The sequence below is a fragment of the Klebsiella sp. JN_Kp127 genome, from assembly GCF_040062505.1.
GTDB classification, from domain to species: Bacteria; Pseudomonadota; Gammaproteobacteria; order Enterobacterales; family Enterobacteriaceae; genus Klebsiella; species Klebsiella quasipneumoniae.
On record NZ_JBEAHS010000032.1, the window covers coordinates 26,947 to 42,656 of the forward strand.

Consider the following 15,710-nt stretch of genomic DNA (forward strand, 5'->3'; position numbering starts at 1 on the left):
CAGGCGGCAGCAGGCGGGAACGATCGCTCCGGTCGTGCTCCTCTTTTCGCAGAGTGAAGCGGGAACTGCGCCTTAACCTGATGATAATGATGATTATATAGTTTTGTATGTGCTCTTTCGTGTGGGGCACCACTGCAAATAAGGACATAAAATGCCTGTAATTACGCTTCCTGATGGCAGCCAACGCCATTTTGATCACGCTGTCAGCCCGATGGACGTCGCGCTGGATATCGGCCCGGGCCTGGCGAAAGCCACCATCGCCGGGCGGGTAAACGGTGAACTGGTAGACGCCTGCGACCCGATTGAAACTGATTCCACCCTCTCTATTATCACGGCTAAAGATGAAGAAGGGCTGGAGATCATTCGTCACTCCTGCGCGCACCTGTTAGGTCATGCCATCAAGCAGCTGTGGCCCAACACCAAAATGGCTATCGGTCCGGTTGTTGATAATGGCTTCTACTATGACGTAGACCTCGACCATACCCTGACTCAGGAAGATATCGACGCGCTCGAAAAACGTATGCATGAGCTCGCCGAGAAAAACTACGATGTCATCAAGAAGAAAGTGAGCTGGCACGAAGCGCGTGAAACCTTCGTGAAGCGCGGCGAAAGCTATAAAGTTTCTATTCTTGACGAAAACATTGCCCATGATGACAAGCCTGGCCTGTATCATCATGAAGAATATATCGATATGTGCCGCGGTCCGCACGTGCCGAACATGCGCTTCTGCCATCACTTCAAGCTGATGAAAACCGCCGGTGCCTACTGGCGCGGCGACAGCAACAATAAAATGTTGCAGCGTATCTACGGCACCGCGTGGGCAGATAAAAAAGCGCTGAATGCTTATCTGCAGCGTCTGGAAGAAGCCGCTAAGCGCGACCACCGTAAAATCGGTAAGCAGCTCGACCTGTATCATATGCAGGAAGAGGCGCCTGGGATGGTGTTCTGGCACAACGACGGCTGGACTATCTTCCGTGAACTGGAAACCTTTGTCCGTTCGAAACTGAAAGAGTATCAGTACCAGGAAGTCAAAGGTCCGTTCATGATGGACCGTGTGCTGTGGGAAAAAACCGGCCACTGGGACAACTACAAAGATGCGATGTTCACCACCTCTTCTGAGAACCGTGAATACTGCATTAAGCCGATGAACTGCCCGGGCCACGTGCAGATCTTCAACCAGGGGCTGAAATCCTACCGCGATCTGCCGCTGCGTATGGCGGAGTTTGGTAGCTGCCACCGTAACGAACCATCAGGCGCGCTGCACGGTCTGATGCGCGTTCGCGGCTTTACCCAGGATGATGCGCATATCTTCTGTACTGAAGATCAGGTTCGCGATGAAGTGAACGCCTGTATTCGTATGGTTTATGATATGTACAGCACCTTTGGCTTCGAGAAGATCGTCGTCAAACTGTCGACTCGCCCGGAAAAACGTATCGGCAGCGACGAGACCTGGGATCGCGCGGAAGCGGATCTGGCGGTGGCGCTGGAAGAAAATAATATCCCATTTGAATATCAACTGGGTGAAGGGGCGTTCTACGGCCCGAAAATTGAATTTACCCTGTATGACTGCCTCGATCGTGCATGGCAGTGCGGTACGGTACAGCTGGACTTCTCTCTGCCGCAGCGTTTAAGCGCCTCCTATGTGGGCGAAAACAACGAGCGTCAGGTGCCGGTCATGATCCACCGTGCGATTCTCGGTTCTCTGGAGCGCTTCATTGGCATCCTGACCGAAGAGTTCGCTGGCTTCTTCCCAACCTGGATTGCACCAGTGCAGGTGGTGGTCATGAATATCACCGATTCTCAGGCTGAATACGTTAACGAATTGACGCGTAAACTACAAAATGCGGGCATTCGTGTAAAAGCAGACTTGAGAAATGAGAAGATTGGCTTTAAAATCCGCGAGCACACTTTACGTCGTGTCCCGTATATGTTGGTCTGTGGCGACAAAGAAGTCGAAGCCGGCAAAGTGGCCGTGCGCACCCGTCGCGGGAAAGACCTCGGCAGCATGGACGTAAATGAAGTGATCGAGAAGCTGCAACAAGAGATTCGCAGCCGCAGTCTTCAACAACTGGAGGAATAAGGTATTAAAGGCGGAAAACGAGTTCAAACGGCACGTCCGAATCGTATCAATGGCGAGATTCGCGCCCAGGAAGTTCGCTTAACAGGTCTGGAAGGTGAGCAGCTGGGTATTGTGAGTCTGAGAGAAGCTATCGAAAAGGCTGAAGAGGCTGGAGTAGATTTAGTTGAAATCAGCCCTAACGCCGAGCCGCCAGTTTGTCGTATCATGGACTACGGCAAGTTCCTTTATGAAAAGAGTAAGTCTTCTAAGGAACAGAAGAAGAAGCAGAAAGTTATCCAGGTTAAGGAAATTAAATTCCGCCCTGGTACTGATGAAGGTGACTATCAGGTAAAACTCCGCAGCCTGATTCGCTTTCTCGAAGATGGCGATAAGGCCAAAATCACGCTGCGTTTCCGCGGTCGTGAGATGGCCCACCAGCAGATCGGTATGGAAGTGCTTAACCGCGTGAAAGACGATCTGGTTGAACTGGCAGTAGTCGAATCCTTCCCAACGAAGATCGAAGGCCGCCAGATGATCATGGTGCTCGCTCCTAAGAAGAAACAGTAAGGCCATCAAGAAACATTTCCGGTGGGCTTCGGCTCACTGGTTTTGTTCGCCTTTGTTTCGTTTATTAACAATGCGAAGTGGAAGTTATTAAAATGCCAAAAATTAAGACCGTACGCGGTGCTGCTAAGCGCTTCAAAAAAACCGGTAAAGGTGGTTTTAAGCACAAGCACGCTAACCTGCGTCACATTCTGACTAAAAAAGCTACCAAGCGTAAACGTCACCTGCGTCCGAAAGCCATGGTTTCCAAAGGCGATCTGGGCCTGGTTATCGCGTGCCTGCCGTACGCATAAGTCGTTAACGTTTAACTTTTTTAACTTAGAATAGATACAGGAGAGCACACATGGCTCGCGTAAAACGTGGTGTAATTGCACGTGCACGTCACAAGAAAATTTTGAAACAAGCTAAAGGCTACTACGGTGCGCGTTCTCGCGTATACCGCGTTGCCTTCCAGGCTGTTATCAAAGCTGGTCAGTACGCTTACCGTGACCGTCGTCAACGTAAACGTCAGTTCCGTCAACTGTGGATTGCACGTATCAACGCAGCAGCACGTCAGAACGGTATTTCTTACAGCAAATTCATCAATGGCCTGAAAAAAGCCTCTGTTGAAATCGACCGTAAGATCCTGGCTGACATCGCCGTATTCGACAAAGTAGCGTTCACCGCTCTGGTCGAAAAAGCGAAAGCAGCTCTGGCATAAGCCAGTTGAAAGAGGGAGCTTGTCTCCCTCTTTTCGTTTCAACACCATCAATACATTGACTTTTATCGGCGCAGGCTTTTCAATACAGGTCTGACGTTTCTTACCAGACAAGGTAATGCAAGCATGAATGCTGCTATTTTCCGCTTCTTTTTTTACTTTAGCACCTGAACTCAGGAGGCTAGCGCGTGAAAGAAGAAACGGAAAACAGCGCCAGAAAGCCTCCCCTGTGGAGGCTTTTTTCGTATATGGATTCGGAATATTAATTTCACTATAACCGGTGTCTGCACCGACATAATGAGGAAAACCATGTCACATCTCGCAGAGCTGGTTGCCAGTGCCAAGGCAGCCATTAACGAGGCATCAGATGTTGCTGCGCTGGACAACGTCCGCGTGGAATACCTGGGTAAGAAAGGGCATCTGACCCTGCAAATGACCACCCTGCGTGAGTTGCCGCCGGAAGAGCGTCCGGCAGCCGGTGCGGTCATCAACGAAGCGAAAGAGCAGGTACAGCAGGCGCTGAACGCGCGCAAAGCCGAACTGGAAGGCGCGGCGCTGAATGCTCGTCTGGCTGCAGAGACCATCGACGTCTCGCTGCCGGGTCGCCGCATTGAGAATGGCGGTCTGCATCCGGTCACCCGCACCATCGACCGTATTGAAAGTTTCTTCGGTGAGCTCGGCTTTACCGTGGCGACGGGCCCGGAAATCGAAGATGATTACCACAACTTCGATGCGCTGAATATCCCGGGCCACCATCCGGCGCGCGCTGACCACGACACTTTCTGGTTCGATGCCACTCGCCTGCTGCGCACCCAGACCTCCGGCGTGCAGATCCGCACCATGGAAAACCAGCAGCCGCCCATCCGTATTATCGCGCCGGGCCGCGTCTATCGTAACGACTACGATCAGACCCACACCCCGATGTTCCACCAGATGGAAGGTCTGATCGTTGATAAAAACATCAGCTTCACCAACCTGAAAGGAACCCTGCACGACTTCCTGAACAACTTCTTTGAAGAAGATCTGCAGGTACGCTTCCGTCCGTCCTACTTCCCGTTCACCGAGCCGTCCGCGGAAGTTGACGTGATGGGTAAAAACGGCAAATGGCTGGAAGTGCTGGGCTGCGGGATGGTGCACCCGAACGTGCTGCGCAACGTGGGTATCGATCCGGAAGTGTACTCCGGCTTCGCCTTCGGCATGGGCATGGAGCGTCTGACCATGCTGCGCTATGGCGTCACCGATCTGCGCGCGTTCTTCGAAAACGATCTGCGTTTCCTCAAACAGTTTAAATAAGGGCAGGACAGAACAATGAAATTCAGTGAACTGTGGTTACGCGAGTGGGTTAACCCGGCGATCGACAGCGAAGCGCTTTCCGATCAGATCACCATGGCGGGCCTCGAAGTGGACGGCGTTGAGCCGGTTGCCGGCAGCTTCAACGGCGTCGTTGTCGGTGAAGTAGTGGAGTGCGGTCAGCACCCGAACGCCGACAAACTGCGCGTCACCAAAGTCAACGTCGGCGGCGAACGCCTGCTGGACATCGTCTGCGGCGCGCCAAACTGCCGTCAGGGGCTGAAAGTCGCCGTGGCGACCATCGGCGCCGTGCTGCCGGGCGATTTTAAAATCAAAGCCGCGAAGCTGCGCGGCGAGCCGTCAGAGGGGATGCTGTGCTCCTTCTCCGAGCTGGGCATTTCCGATGATCATAGCGGAATTATCGAGCTGCCGGCGGATGCGCCGATCGGTACCGATATTCGCGAATATCTGAAGCTTGACGATAACACCATCGAAATCAGCGTCACCCCGAACCGTGCCGACTGCCTGGGCATCATCGGCGTCGCGCGCGATGTGGCCGTGCTGAACAAGGCGCCGCTGAACGCGCCGGAAATCACCCCGGTAGCCGCCACCATTGACGATGTGCTGCCGATTCAGGTTGACGCCCCGCAGGCGTGCCCGCGCTATCTGGGCCGCGTGGTAAAAGGCATCAACGTCAAAGCGCCGACGCCGCTGTGGATGAAAGAGAAACTGCGCCGCTGCGGTATCCGCTCCATCGACGCGGTGGTTGACGTGACCAACTATGTGCTGCTTGAGCTGGGCCAGCCGATGCACGCCTTTGACCGCGACCGTATCGAAGGCGGGATCGTGGTGCGCATGGCGAAAGAGGGCGAAACCCTGGTCCTGCTCGATGGCTCCGAAGCGAAGCTCGACAGCGATACCCTGGTCATTGCTGACCACAACAAAGCGCTGGCAATGGGCGGGATCTTCGGCGGGGAACACTCCGGCGTTAACGACGAAACCCAGAACGTACTGCTGGAGTGTGCCTTCTTCAGCCCGCTGTCCATTACCGGCCGCGCGCGCCGTCACGGCCTGCACACCGATGCCTCTCATCGCTATGAGCGCGGCGTCGATCCGGCCCTGCAGTATAAAGCGCTGGAGCGCGCCACGCGTCTGCTGATCGACCTCTGCGGCGGCGAAGCCGGCCCGGTGATTGACGTGACCAACGAAGCGACCCTGCCAAAACGCGCCACCATCACTCTGCGTCGCAGCAAACTGGATCGCCTGATTGGCCACCATATCGACGACGCGCAGGTCACTGACATTCTTCAGCGCCTCGGCTGCGAAGTGACGGTGGGCGAGGGCGAATGGCAGGCGGTGGCCCCGAGCTGGCGTTTCGACATGGAGATCGAAGAGGATCTGGTCGAGGAAGTGGCTCGCGTTTATGGCTACAACAACATTCCTGATGAGCCGGTGCAGGCGGGTCTGATCATGGGTACCCACCGTGAAGCCGACCTGTCGCTGAAGCGCGTGAAAACGCTGCTGAATGACAAAGGCTATCAGGAAGTGATCACCTACAGCTTCGTCGACCCGAAAGTCCAGCAGCTGATCCACGCCGGTGAAGAGGCGCTGATCCTGCCAAGCCCGATCTCCAGCGAAATGTCGGCCATGCGCCTGTCGCTGTGGACTGGCCTGCTGGGGACCGTGGTCTACAACCAGAACCGTCAGCAGAGCCGGGTTCGCATCTTTGAGAGCGGTCTGCGCTTTGTGCCGGACACCAATGCGCCGCTGGGCATTCGTCAGGATGTGATGCTGGCCGGGGCGATCTGCGGCAACCGCTACGAAGAGCACTGGACACTGGCGAAAGAGACGGTCGATTTCTATGATCTGAAAGGCGATCTGGAAGCCGTTCTGGATTTAACCGGAAAATTAGCGGATATCGAATTCCGTGCTGAAGCGACCACCGCGCTGCATCCGGGGCAATCCGCAGCGATTTATCTTAAAGGTGAACGCATTGGTTTCATTGGGGTTGTTCATCCTGAGCTGGAACGTAAACTGGATCTGAACGGTCGCACTCTGGTGTTTGAACTGGAGTGGAACAAGCTCGCAGACCGCGTGGTGCCTCAGGCGCGCGACATTTCCCGCTTCCCGGCGAACCGTCGCGACATCGCGGTGCTGGTCGCGGAAAACGTGGCTGCCGCCGATGTTTTAGCCGAATGTAAGAAAGTTGGCGTAAATCAGGTAGTTGGCGTAAACTTATTTGACGTGTACCGTGGTAAAGGTGTGGCGGAAGGGTATAAGAGCCTTGCGATTAGCCTGATCCTGCAGGATACCAGCCGTACACTCGAAGAAGAGGAGATTGCCGCTACCGTTGCCAGATGTGTAGAGGCATTAAAAGAGCGATTCCAGGCATCATTGAGGGATTGAACCTATGGCGCTTACAAAAGCTGAAATGTCAGAATATCTGTTTGATAAGCTTGGGCTTAGCAAGCGGGATGCCAAAGAACTGGTCGAGTTGTTTTTCGAAGAGATCCGTCGTGCTCTGGAAAACGGAGAACAGGTCAAACTCTCCGGGTTCGGCAACTTCGATTTGCGGGATAAAAACCAACGCCCGGGACGTAACCCGAAGACGGGGGAGGATATTCCCATTACAGCCCGGCGCGTGGTGACCTTCAGACCCGGTCAGAAGCTGAAAAGCCGTGTCGAAAACGCGTCGCCTAAAGACAAATAATCTGAACTAATTAAAAAGGCCGCATTGCGGCCTTTTTCTTTTCTGTCGAATCTTACGCTTTAACGGCGGTGAGCATGATCTCCACCAGGATTTCTGGTCGCGCCATCTCCGCCTGCACGGCCGCGCGCGCCGGGCTATGGCCTTCCGGCATCCACTCCACCCACGCCTCATTGAACGCGGCAAAGTCACGCTTGATATTTTTCAGCCAGATCTGCGCGGAGAGAATGTGCCGCTTATCGCTCCCGGCCGCCGCCAGCAGGGCGTCGATTTTCTCCAGCACTTCGCGGGTCTGCAAGGCGATGTCCTCCTCGTTGCTTTTCGGCGTCTGTCCGGAGAGGAACAGCAGATTGCCATACGCAACGCTGGCGGAAAGACGAGGTTGAGGATGATTGCGAATGATTGTCATGCGGTTTGTTTCCATGTGAGACCTTCTAAAGAAATGTCTGGCATCTGATTGTCGATTAACGCGCCCAGCACCACCGCGCTGCCGGCGGCGAGGGTAAAACCGAGGCTGCCCTGGCCGAGATTCATCCACAGGTTGGGGTAGCCGGCGCGTCCCAGTAGCGGTGGCCCGGCTGGCGTTGAAGGGCGCATGCCGGTCCAGGCTTCGGCCTGGTCCAACCCCTCGAGTTCGGGAAAGCTGCGGGAGACGATTTTTTTCAGCGCCTGAATGCGGCTCTCGCGCAGTGTGTCGCCGTCGTAGCCGATGTCCACCATCGCCGCGATGCGCAGCTGCTGGCCCAGGCGGGCATAAACGATTTTGTGCCCGTAATCGGTGACGCTGATGTCCGGCGCAATGCCCGCCTGCTGCGGATAGGGAAGGGTCAGGCTGTACCCCTTCAGGGCGCAGAGCGGCACGCGAACGCCCATGTGCCCCAGCAGCGGACCGCTGCCGTTGCCGGCGGCGACGACGTACTCATCGCCGGTGATGGTCCCGCGGCTGGTCTCCAGGGCGCTGACGCGTCCGCCGCGCCTGGCGAGCCGCTGCACCTCACAGTGGGTCAGCAGGCTGAAGCGGCTGCTGGCGGTGAGCTTGTCGATCAGCGCAAGGCAAAATTGATGGCAATCCGCCGTTTCATCCCCCGGCGAATAAATTCCGCCCTGCAGCGAAGGGCTGATATGTTTTAGCGCCGGTTCCAGCTGCAGGCAGGCTTCAGCATTCAGCGCCTGCTGATACTGAGGATCTATCCCTTTTGCCGCTTTAGTAAAATCATATTCCCGGCGATGGATAATTAATTTTCCGCTGCGCCGCCAGTGAAAATCGGCAAGATTATCCTCTTCCCGCCACGACTGCATGACCTGCCGGCTGAGCAGCGACAGACGCAATATATGAGCGCCGTTTATTTTATTGGTCTGGCTATTACAGGCGCGCAGGAACTGCAGCAGCCAGCGCCACTGCTGTAAAGAGATATTGAGACGCATATTGAGCGGCGAATCGGCTTTGCCCATCCATTTTATCCCCTGCAGGGGAACGCCGCTGTCGGCAAGGGGGGCGACGTAGCGGTAACTTAATTGTCCGCCGTTGGCAAAACTGGTGGCGCTGGCCGGTTCGCCGTTGCGCTCCAGTAATTGCACCTGATGGCCGCGCTTAATCAGTTCCCAGGCCGTGGCCAGACCGACCACGCCGCCGCCGATAATGACAATGCGTTTGTTCATAACCCGATATATCCACCGCTGTTCAATTTATCGGGTTATGTCAAAGCATTTACCCTGGCGGCGCAATTGACTTTTTATGGTCAGGGTATAACCGCAGGTTAATCTCCTTGAGCTGCTGGCGCAGGCGCTGGCAGAGAAAATCGACGAATTTTTGCGCCATCGGGCTCAGGGAAACGTCGGCCCGACGCAGCAGGCAGAGGTTAATGGCCATCGGCGGCGTAATGGGATGGATCATCTCGGGAGCCAGGTTGTGCTGGGCAGAAAAGATATCGGTAATGCTGCAGCCCATGCCGCGCTTCACGAACTCGGTGGCCATGTAGTAGGTCTGGACATTCAGCCGGGTAGTGGAAAAGTCGCGACGGGTGGCGATGGCGGCGGAGAGCGAGTGCGGCCCCGGCGAGATCCAGCGCTGCTGGTCGATCTGGCTGATATCCACCGCTCCCTGACGATAATGACGGTCGATATAGACCAGCGGCACTTCGGCAATGAGGGTGGTAAGGATCTCTCCCTGCTGCACCGGCTGCAGCGTCAGCGCTAAGTCTATCTCGCGTAAATCCAGTTTTCTGACCAGCGTCTCGGTGTGCTCGGTGGTGAGCGTCATCACCAGGTTGCTGTTTTGCTGATAAAAATCGGTCACCAGCTCCGGCACCAGGCTTAACCCCAGGCTCGGCAGACAGCCTAAGGTGATTTTGGCGCGCGGATCGCGGGCCAGGTTATCGGCCAGCAGGCGCAGGTTATCAAGGTCCTGATAAATAGTCTGCGCTTTTTCGAAAAGTGTGATCGCCTCGCTGGTCGGCAGCAGCTTGCCGCGCACCCGCTGAAACAGGGTAAAGCCCAGCTTCAGTTCGGCGCTTTTTAACGCTTTGCTGGCCGCTGGCTGGGAGATATTGAGCGATTCCGCCGCCCGTGACAGAGAGCCGCAGGTCATGACGGCATAGAAGATTTCCAGATGACGCAGTTTCATGAACAGTTAACTCAGGGTTATAGCCTACCGATAAAAAGTCATTTTCTACTAACACTAAGTTAACATAAATTTAATCACCAATCAGCGCATTGGTTACATATTGTGCTGCTGGCCCCGCCTGATGGCGGAATAAAACGCTCTCAGAATCGTTTCCTTTGTACCCCAACAGACCCTCAGGCCGCGGCCAATAATGAAAAAGAGGGAGGATATTTTCTGAGCAGGCCCCCATACACCACCTGACCATCATGGTGGGATTGATTGGCATTAAGGAGTGTTATGAGTGACTCAACGCTCGCAGGCAATACGCCTGTCAGACGAAATATCACGCGAAAAAACGTTATTACCGGTCTGTTATTGCTGCTGTTCGTGTTGATTGCGCTGTGGTGCCACGGTCGACCGGGCAGCGAGCTTGGCCTGCTGGGATTTACGCCGCTGGTGGCGTTAGCGATATTATCGCTGATCGGCGTCGATATAGTGCTGGCAGTCATCTCCTCGATTATTATCGCCATGATCATGACCTCGACCGGTCTGCCGGAAATGGGCGCGATGCTGGCGAAGTCCACCGGGTCATTTATTGCCACCGTCGGGCTTATCATTATGCTCGGCGCCGGCGTGGGGGAAGTGGCCACCCGCACCGGCGCGGCGGTTGAACTGGTGAAATTCGTGGTCCACCGTATTGGGCTGTCGAGCCAGACGCGGGTCAAGTTCGGCATTGTGGTGTCATCGATTTTAATTTGCGGTTCGCTGGGCACCATGGCCGGCGGCAATGCGATTATTGTCGCAGTGATTATCCCCGTAGCGGCGGCGGTACGCTTAACGCCGCCGACGGTAGCCGCGCTGATGATGACCGCCGGTTCCGTTGGACTCTTTACCGGGCCCTTCACCCCCAGCACCGTGACGATCCTCAGCCTCGGCGGACTGAGCTATCCGGATTATCTGCTGTATGTCGGCCTGCCGATGAGCGCCGTCACCCTGTTAGCCGGCTGGATCATGGCCGGACGGATCCAGAAGATGACCGAAGGCAAACTGCGCTATGAGGTCGATCTCTCGGAAAAGCCGCAAGAGGACCTTAGCGCCGCGCAGCAGCGCCGGCGTAAATTAAGCGCGCTGGCTTTCGCCGCGACCATCATCGTGATGGCGGTGGTTGGGGTGGTGATTAAAGCCGGCTTCAGCTTTGCGATTATCGTCATGCTGCTGGTGGCGCTGATGACCGGGCTGGTGGGCGGCCTGCGGCCGACGCAGATCCTGCAGGCGCTGTATCACGGCTGCGGTCGTCTGGTGTGGATGTTTATTCTCTACTGGCTGTATAACCCGATCCTTGAGCTGATGGATGGCCTGCACGCCTATCAGGGGCTTCTGGAGTATACCCAGCCGCTGCTGGAGGGGATCTCCCCGGCCTGGCTGTGCTTTAGCATCTTCGCGTTCAATATTATCGGCCATGTGCCCGGCGCGGCGGTAGCCCAGATGACCTTTACGCATAAAATCTTTGGCCCAATGCTGATGGCCGCCGGCGTGCCGCCGCAGGGGACCACCGCGGTGCTGCTGGCCTCGTCTCAGGTGGACTGGTTCGGGCCGTTTCCCTCATCGGACATGTTCGGCCAGATGGGGCTGGCGCAGTCTACACATCTGAAGTATATGCTCTATAACGGCTGGGCAATCGTGGTGGCGAACATCATTCTCTTCGCGCTGCTGTTTCAGATTCTGGTGTAAAGCGGGATGGTCGACGGGGGGGAGCGTCCTCCGCGTCGACCTTTGGTCGTGAGGTTTTCCTTTTCTCACCGCGACACCCACCGTAAAATCAGCCTCTTGTTCCCACTGCGTAATGGAATCTATGCTGACTCTCGCCCATCTTCAACAGCGCCGCAGCCGGCGTTGGCTCCTTGGTTTAACGCTGTTGCTGCTGGTCACCCTGCTGATCAGCCTGTGCGCGGGGGATCAATGGATCCCGCCCGGCGAGTGGCTCAGCGCCAAAGGTCAGCTGTTTATCTGGCAGATCCGCCTGCCGCGGACCCTGGCGGTGCTGCTGGTGGGGGCGGCGCTGGCGCTCTCCGGGGCGATAATGCAGGCGCTGTTTGAAAACCCGCTGGCGGAACCGGGTCTGCTGGGCGTCTCCAACGGCGCGGGCGTCGGGCTGATTGCCGCCGTCCTGCTGGGTAAAGGCCTGTTACCGGGCTGGGCGCTCGGGCTGTGCGCGATCCTGGGCGCGCTGCTGATCACCTTTATTCTGCTGCGTTTTGCCCGCCGCCATCTTTCCACCAGCCGCCTGCTGCTGGCGGGGGTGGCGCTGGGGATCATCTGCAGCGCCCTGATGACCTGGGCGGTCTACTTCTCCACCTCTTTTGATCTGCGTCAGCTGATGTACTGGATGATGGGCGGGTTTGGCGGCGTCGACTGGCAGCAGCTGTGGCTGATGATAGCCCTCCTGCCAGCGCTCTGCTGGGTCTGTCTGCAGTCGCAACCCCTGAATTTACTGGCGCTGGGCGAAGTCTCCGCCCGTCAGCTCGGGCTGCCGCTGTGGCTGTGGCGTAAGCTGCTGGTGGTGGCGACCGGCTGGATGGTCGGCGTGAGCGTGGCGCTGGCGGGGGCGATTGGCTTTATCGGCCTGGTAATTCCGCACATTCTGCGGCTATGCGGCTTGAGCGATCACCGGGTCTTGCTCCCGGCCTGCATGCTGGCAGGGGCAAGCGCCTTGCTGGGGGCGGATATTATCGCCCGGCTGGCGCTTTCCGCCGCTGAGCTGCCGATTGGCGTGGTGACGGCGACGCTGGGCGCGCCGGTCTTTATCTGGTTGCTGCTGCGCTCGCGGTGACGGGAATAGCGCGACGCCGTCTGCAGGGACGGCGCCGGCTCGGGCTTACCAGCCTTTGATCGCGTCGCCTTTGTAGACTTCCTTCGCTTTTTCCGCGACTTCACTGGTCTGGAAGGCGGCTTTCAGTTCCTGAATTTTCTTGCTGTCCTTGTTATCCTCGCGGGCGACAATCGCATTCACGTAAGGGGAATCTGGTCCCTCCATGAACAGGCCGTCGCGGGCGGCCGACAGGCCCGCCTGGGCGGAGAAGTTGGTGTTAATGATTGACAGGCTGACGTTCGGGTCATCCAGGGTGCGGGTCAGCTGCGGGGTATCCACCTCCACAATTTTCAGCTGTTTCGGGTTGTCGATGATATCCAGCGTGGTGGGTAAATAGCCGACGCCCGGTTTCAGCTTGAGCAGCCCCTGCGCCTGAAGCAGCAGCAGGCTGCGGCCCAGGGTAGTGGTTTCATTAGAGATGGTCACCGTCGCTCCCTCGGGGAGCTCGCTGATATTTTTGATACGATGTGAATAGGCGGCGATAGGGAAGACAAAGGTTTTACCGACCACCGCGAATTTATAGCCGCGCTCTTTCGACTGCGCCTCAAGGTACGGCAGGGTCTGGAAGGCGTTGGCATCCACATCTTTGTTGTTCAGCGCTTCGTTAGGCAGCACGTAATCATTGAAGGAGACCACTTCGACGTCGAGGTGATATTTATCCTTCGCCACTTGCTCCACCACTTTCCAGATGGCTTCGTCCGGCCCGGTATTGATAGCGACTTTCACTTTATTATCTTCATCCGGAGAGCAGGCGCTCAGCAGGGCGACAGAGGCGGCGATTAACGCCAGGCTAAACAACTTCTTCATCAACAAAACTCTCTTAAATTAACAAGTAACGAAACCATATTACATTCATGGAACACTGTACACGTAAATAGGTGCCTGCCCAATTGAGAGGATTTCATGTTGCCGACGGGCAGCGAAGCGCTGTTACATCATGCGACAACTCGCGGGGATTGGCAGTAGAATGGCGGGCGCTGAATCCGCTACAGTAGATAGGGATCACCTTCACCGGAAACCGGTTTATCCATTGAGGACAGGCTATGCAACATGACATTCTGAATACCGAAGTGACGACCATTGATGGCGAGAAGACCACCCTGGCATCCTTTGCCGGCAAGGTACTGCTGATCGTCAATGTGGCCTCCAAATGCGGCCTGACGCCGCAGTATGAGCAACTGGAGGACCTGCAAAAGCAGTTTGCCGGCGAGGGCTTCAGCGTGCTGGGCTTCCCCTGCAACCAGTTCCTCGGCCAGGAGCCGGGGAGTGAAGAAGAGATTAAGACCTTCTGCAGCACCACCTACGGCGTCACCTTCCCGCTGTTCAGCAAGATTGACGTCAACGGCGAGCATCGCGCACCGCTCTATCAAAAGCTGGTTGCCGCCGCGCCGAAGGCGGTGGCCCCGGAAGGTAGCGGTTTTTATGAGCGGATGGCCAGCAAGGGCCGCGCGCCGCTGTACGTGGACGACATTCTGTGGAATTTCGAAAAATTTCTCGTCGATCGCCAGGGCAACGTCATTCAGCGCTTCTCTCCGGATATGACGCCGGACGATCCGCAGCTGGTGGCGGCGATTAAAGGAGCGCTGGCGAAATAATGTCGTTTCTGATGCAGCTACAGGATGTAGAAGCGGCGGGGCGTCTGGCCCCGTTTTCTGCGGCCTTTCGCGCCGGGGAGATCGTCCACCTGGTGGGGCCGAACGGCGCAGGGAAGAGCACGCTGCTGGCCCGCATGGCGGGGCTGTCCGACGGTCCCGGCACGATTCATTTTAACGGACGGTTGCTTGACGAGTGGCCGGCGACGGAGCTGGCGCGCCGCCGCGGATATCTGTGCCAGCAGCAGACCCCGCCGTTCGCCATGCCGGTGTGGCATTATCTGGCGCTGCACAGGCAGCAGCAGGGCGACAGCGCCCGGGTGAACGATATCGCGGCCAGGCTTGGCCTTGACAATAAGCTGGGCCGTCAGGTCAATCAGCTGTCGGGCGGCGAGTGGCAGCGCGTGCGGCTGGCGGCAGTGATCCTGCAGATCGATCCCTTAAGCAATCCCGCGGGTCAGCTGCTGCTGCTGGATGAGCCGATGAACAGTCTGGATGTGGCCCAGCAGGCGGCGCTGGATCGGCTGTTACGCGAGCTGAGCGCGGCGGGAATTGCGGTGGTGATGAGCAGTCACGATCTCAACCACACTTTGCGCCATGCCGGACAGAGCTGGCTGCTCTGCCAGGGGGAAGCCATCGCCTGCGGGGAGACCGCCGAGGTGCTGAACGAGGAAAATTTAACCGCTGCCTATGCGATCCCGTTCCAGCGCGTGGAGGTGGCCGGTCATATTATGCTCATCGCGTCACAGTAGCACGCAGTTATCTTGTCACTATATTGATAAACAAGCTAAATTATTGCGATAAAGAGACTAGGGACAGAGGGATCATCTGAAATGCGCTTCTGGTTCATGTTGGCGGCGGCGTTAATTTTAGCCGGCTGCAGCAGCCATCGGGCACCGCCGCCGAATCCTCGGCTGGCTGACTCCATTACGGTGGTGGCGAATCTGAACGAGCAGCTGCGCAGCTGGCGCGGCGCACCGTATCGCTACGGCGGCATGACGCCGCGCGGCGTCGACTGCTCCGGCTTTGTGGTGCGCACGTTTCGCGATAAATTTGCCCTCCAGCTGCCGCGCGAAACCCGCGAGCAGGCGGAAATCGGCACCCGTATTGATAAGCGCGATCTGCTGCCCGGCGATCTGGTGTTCTTCAAAACCGGCTCAGGCGAAAGCGGCCTGCACGTCGGCATCTACGATACCGATAACCAGTTTATTCATGCCTCCACCAGTCAGGGCGTCACCCGTTCCTCGCTGGATAACGTCTACTGGAACAAAAAATTCTGGCAGGCGCGGCGTATCTGACGTCATTCAGCGGCCGGAGGGAAGCGAGCGCT

At 56.9% G+C, this 15,710-nt stretch carries 17 protein-coding genes and 1 other annotated feature; of the genes, 13 read left to right on the forward strand and 4 right to left on the reverse strand.

Annotated elements, in window-relative coordinates; genetic code table 11:
- Positions 1-151: 151 nt before the first annotated feature.
- The 8 genes from thrS (at position 152) to ihfA (ending at position 7,320) form a co-directional block, all read left to right on the forward strand.
- Positions 152-2,080, forward strand: a complete 1,929-nt coding sequence (gene thrS, locus ABLV04_RS09785; RefSeq protein WP_017900777.1) for a threonine--tRNA ligase — start codon at positions 152-154, stop codon at positions 2,078-2,080.
- Positions 2,081-2,083: 3 nt separating this feature from the next.
- A complete protein-coding gene (infC, locus tag ABLV04_RS09790) occupies positions 2,084-2,626 on the forward strand; it encodes a translation initiation factor IF-3 (protein WP_004189469.1) in 543 nt (180 codons plus the stop codon).
- Positions 2,627-2,718: 92 nt separating this feature from the next.
- Positions 2,719-2,916 carry a 50S ribosomal protein L35 gene (gene rpmI / locus ABLV04_RS09795; protein WP_001124225.1) on the forward strand — a complete coding sequence of 66 codons (198 nt, stop codon included), beginning with the start codon at positions 2,719-2,721 and terminating at the stop codon, positions 2,914-2,916.
- 50 nt (positions 2,917-2,966) lie between these two features.
- Positions 2,967-3,323: a 50S ribosomal protein L20 gene (rplT, locus tag ABLV04_RS09800; RefSeq protein ID WP_000124850.1), complete on the forward strand. Its 357-nt coding sequence runs from the start codon at positions 2,967-2,969 to the stop codon at positions 3,321-3,323.
- A 118-nt stretch (positions 3,324-3,441) separates the two neighbouring features.
- Positions 3,442-3,566 (forward strand) — a sequence feature (Phe leader region).
- Positions 3,447-3,491 carry a pheST operon leader peptide PheM gene (gene pheM / locus ABLV04_RS09805; protein WP_001386830.1) on the forward strand — a complete coding sequence of 15 codons (45 nt, stop codon included), beginning with the start codon at positions 3,447-3,449 and terminating at the stop codon, positions 3,489-3,491. Its footprint overlaps the feature before it by 45 nt.
- Before the next feature lie 63 nt (positions 3,567-3,629).
- Entirely contained in the window at positions 3,630-4,613 is a 984-nt protein-coding gene (gene pheS, locus ABLV04_RS09810; protein ID WP_002909105.1) for a phenylalanine--tRNA ligase subunit alpha, read from the forward strand.
- Between the two features lie 15 nt (positions 4,614-4,628).
- Positions 4,629-7,016 (forward strand): phenylalanine--tRNA ligase subunit beta, encoded by a 2,388-nt coding sequence (pheT, locus tag ABLV04_RS09815; RefSeq protein WP_023290113.1) that lies wholly within the window; start codon positions 4,629-4,631, stop codon positions 7,014-7,016.
- 4 nt (positions 7,017-7,020) lie between these two features.
- Positions 7,021-7,320 (forward strand): integration host factor subunit alpha, encoded by a 300-nt coding sequence (gene ihfA / locus ABLV04_RS09820; RefSeq protein WP_002909098.1) that lies wholly within the window; start codon positions 7,021-7,023, stop codon positions 7,318-7,320.
- A gap of 52 nt (positions 7,321-7,372) precedes the next feature.
- Here ihfA and ABLV04_RS09825 read toward each other — a convergent pair whose 3' ends face one another.
- The 3 genes from ABLV04_RS09825 to ABLV04_RS09835 are packed head-to-tail and all read right to left on the reverse strand — an operon-like array spanning position 7,373 to position 9,940.
- Positions 7,373-7,726, reverse strand: coding sequence for a RidA family protein (locus ABLV04_RS09825; protein ID WP_077263840.1), 354 nt, complete (start codon positions 7,724-7,726; stop codon positions 7,373-7,375).
- A complete protein-coding gene (locus tag ABLV04_RS09830; RefSeq protein WP_322965994.1) occupies positions 7,723-8,988 on the reverse strand; it encodes a D-amino acid dehydrogenase in 1,266 nt (421 codons plus the stop codon). Before ABLV04_RS09830 ends, ABLV04_RS09825 begins: the two co-directional genes overlap by 4 nt.
- Before the next feature lie 37 nt (positions 8,989-9,025).
- Positions 9,026-9,940: a LysR family transcriptional regulator gene (locus tag ABLV04_RS09835; protein WP_023290110.1), complete on the reverse strand. Its 915-nt coding sequence runs from the start codon at positions 9,938-9,940 to the stop codon at positions 9,026-9,028.
- A 276-nt stretch (positions 9,941-10,216) separates the two neighbouring features.
- On the opposite strand from ABLV04_RS09835, the gene ABLV04_RS09840 reads away from it, so the two are divergent.
- The gene (locus ABLV04_RS09840; protein ID WP_023290109.1) at positions 10,217-11,650 is read left to right on the forward strand and encodes a H+/gluconate symporter; all 1,434 of its coding nucleotides are present in this window, start codon (positions 10,217-10,219) and stop codon (positions 11,648-11,650) included.
- 121 nt (positions 11,651-11,771) lie between these two features.
- Positions 11,772-12,749, forward strand: coding sequence for a vitamin B12 ABC transporter permease BtuC (gene btuC, locus ABLV04_RS09845; protein WP_023290108.1), 978 nt, complete (start codon positions 11,772-11,774; stop codon positions 12,747-12,749).
- A 45-nt stretch (positions 12,750-12,794) separates the two neighbouring features.
- On the opposite strand, the gene ABLV04_RS09850 is transcribed toward btuC, so the two are convergent.
- Positions 12,795-13,595, reverse strand: coding sequence for a MetQ/NlpA family lipoprotein (locus ABLV04_RS09850; RefSeq protein WP_004203125.1), 801 nt, complete (start codon positions 13,593-13,595; stop codon positions 12,795-12,797).
- A gap of 236 nt (positions 13,596-13,831) precedes the next feature.
- Between ABLV04_RS09850 and ABLV04_RS09855 the strand changes: the two genes are divergently transcribed.
- From ABLV04_RS09855 to ABLV04_RS09865, 3 genes are all read left to right on the forward strand, one after another.
- Complete coding sequence (locus ABLV04_RS09855; protein ID WP_004203124.1) at positions 13,832-14,383, forward strand: glutathione peroxidase; 552 nt, start codon at positions 13,832-13,834, stop codon at positions 14,381-14,383.
- A complete protein-coding gene (gene btuD, locus ABLV04_RS09860; protein ID WP_032453263.1) occupies positions 14,383-15,132 on the forward strand; it encodes a vitamin B12 ABC transporter ATP-binding protein BtuD in 750 nt (249 codons plus the stop codon). Before ABLV04_RS09855 ends, btuD begins: the two co-directional genes overlap by 1 nt.
- A gap of 81 nt (positions 15,133-15,213) precedes the next feature.
- Positions 15,214-15,678 (forward strand): NlpC/P60 family protein, encoded by a 465-nt coding sequence (locus ABLV04_RS09865; RefSeq protein WP_002909082.1) that lies wholly within the window; start codon positions 15,214-15,216, stop codon positions 15,676-15,678.
- The last annotated feature ends 32 nt before the right edge of the window (positions 15,679-15,710 follow it).

What these genes read in the sequence shown, in the direction of transcription:
- ABLV04_RS09855 (WP_004203124.1), top strand. Translation starts at nt 13,832, where the DNA reads ATGCAACATGACATTCTGAATACCGAAGTGACGACCATTGATGGCGAG.
- rpmI (WP_001124225.1), top strand. Translation starts at nt 2,719, where the DNA reads ATGCCAAAAATTAAGACCGTACGCGGTGCTGCTAAGCGCTTCAAAAAA.
- pheS (WP_002909105.1), top strand. Translation starts at nt 3,630, where the DNA reads ATGTCACATCTCGCAGAGCTGGTTGCCAGTGCCAAGGCAGCCATTAAC.
- rplT (WP_000124850.1), top strand. Translation starts at nt 2,967, where the DNA reads ATGGCTCGCGTAAAACGTGGTGTAATTGCACGTGCACGTCACAAGAAA.
- ABLV04_RS09835 (WP_023290110.1), bottom strand. Translation starts at nt 9,940, where the DNA reads ATGAAACTGCGTCATCTGGAAATCTTCTATGCCGTCATGACCTGCGGC.
- ABLV04_RS09850 (WP_004203125.1), bottom strand. Translation starts at nt 13,595, where the DNA reads ATGAAGAAGTTGTTTAGCCTGGCGTTAATCGCCGCCTCTGTCGCCCTG.
- ABLV04_RS09840 (WP_023290109.1), top strand. Translation starts at nt 10,217, where the DNA reads ATGAGTGACTCAACGCTCGCAGGCAATACGCCTGTCAGACGAAATATC.
- ABLV04_RS09865 (WP_002909082.1), top strand. Translation starts at nt 15,214, where the DNA reads ATGCGCTTCTGGTTCATGTTGGCGGCGGCGTTAATTTTAGCCGGCTGC.
- pheT (WP_023290113.1), top strand. Translation starts at nt 4,629, where the DNA reads ATGAAATTCAGTGAACTGTGGTTACGCGAGTGGGTTAACCCGGCGATC.
- ihfA (WP_002909098.1), top strand. Translation starts at nt 7,021, where the DNA reads ATGGCGCTTACAAAAGCTGAAATGTCAGAATATCTGTTTGATAAGCTT.
- ABLV04_RS09825 (WP_077263840.1), bottom strand. Translation starts at nt 7,726, where the DNA reads ATGACAATCATTCGCAATCATCCTCAACCTCGTCTTTCCGCCAGCGTT.
- thrS (WP_017900777.1), top strand. Translation starts at nt 152, where the DNA reads ATGCCTGTAATTACGCTTCCTGATGGCAGCCAACGCCATTTTGATCAC.
- btuD (WP_032453263.1), top strand. Translation starts at nt 14,383, where the DNA reads ATGTCGTTTCTGATGCAGCTACAGGATGTAGAAGCGGCGGGGCGTCTG.
- btuC (WP_023290108.1), top strand. Translation starts at nt 11,772, where the DNA reads ATGCTGACTCTCGCCCATCTTCAACAGCGCCGCAGCCGGCGTTGGCTC.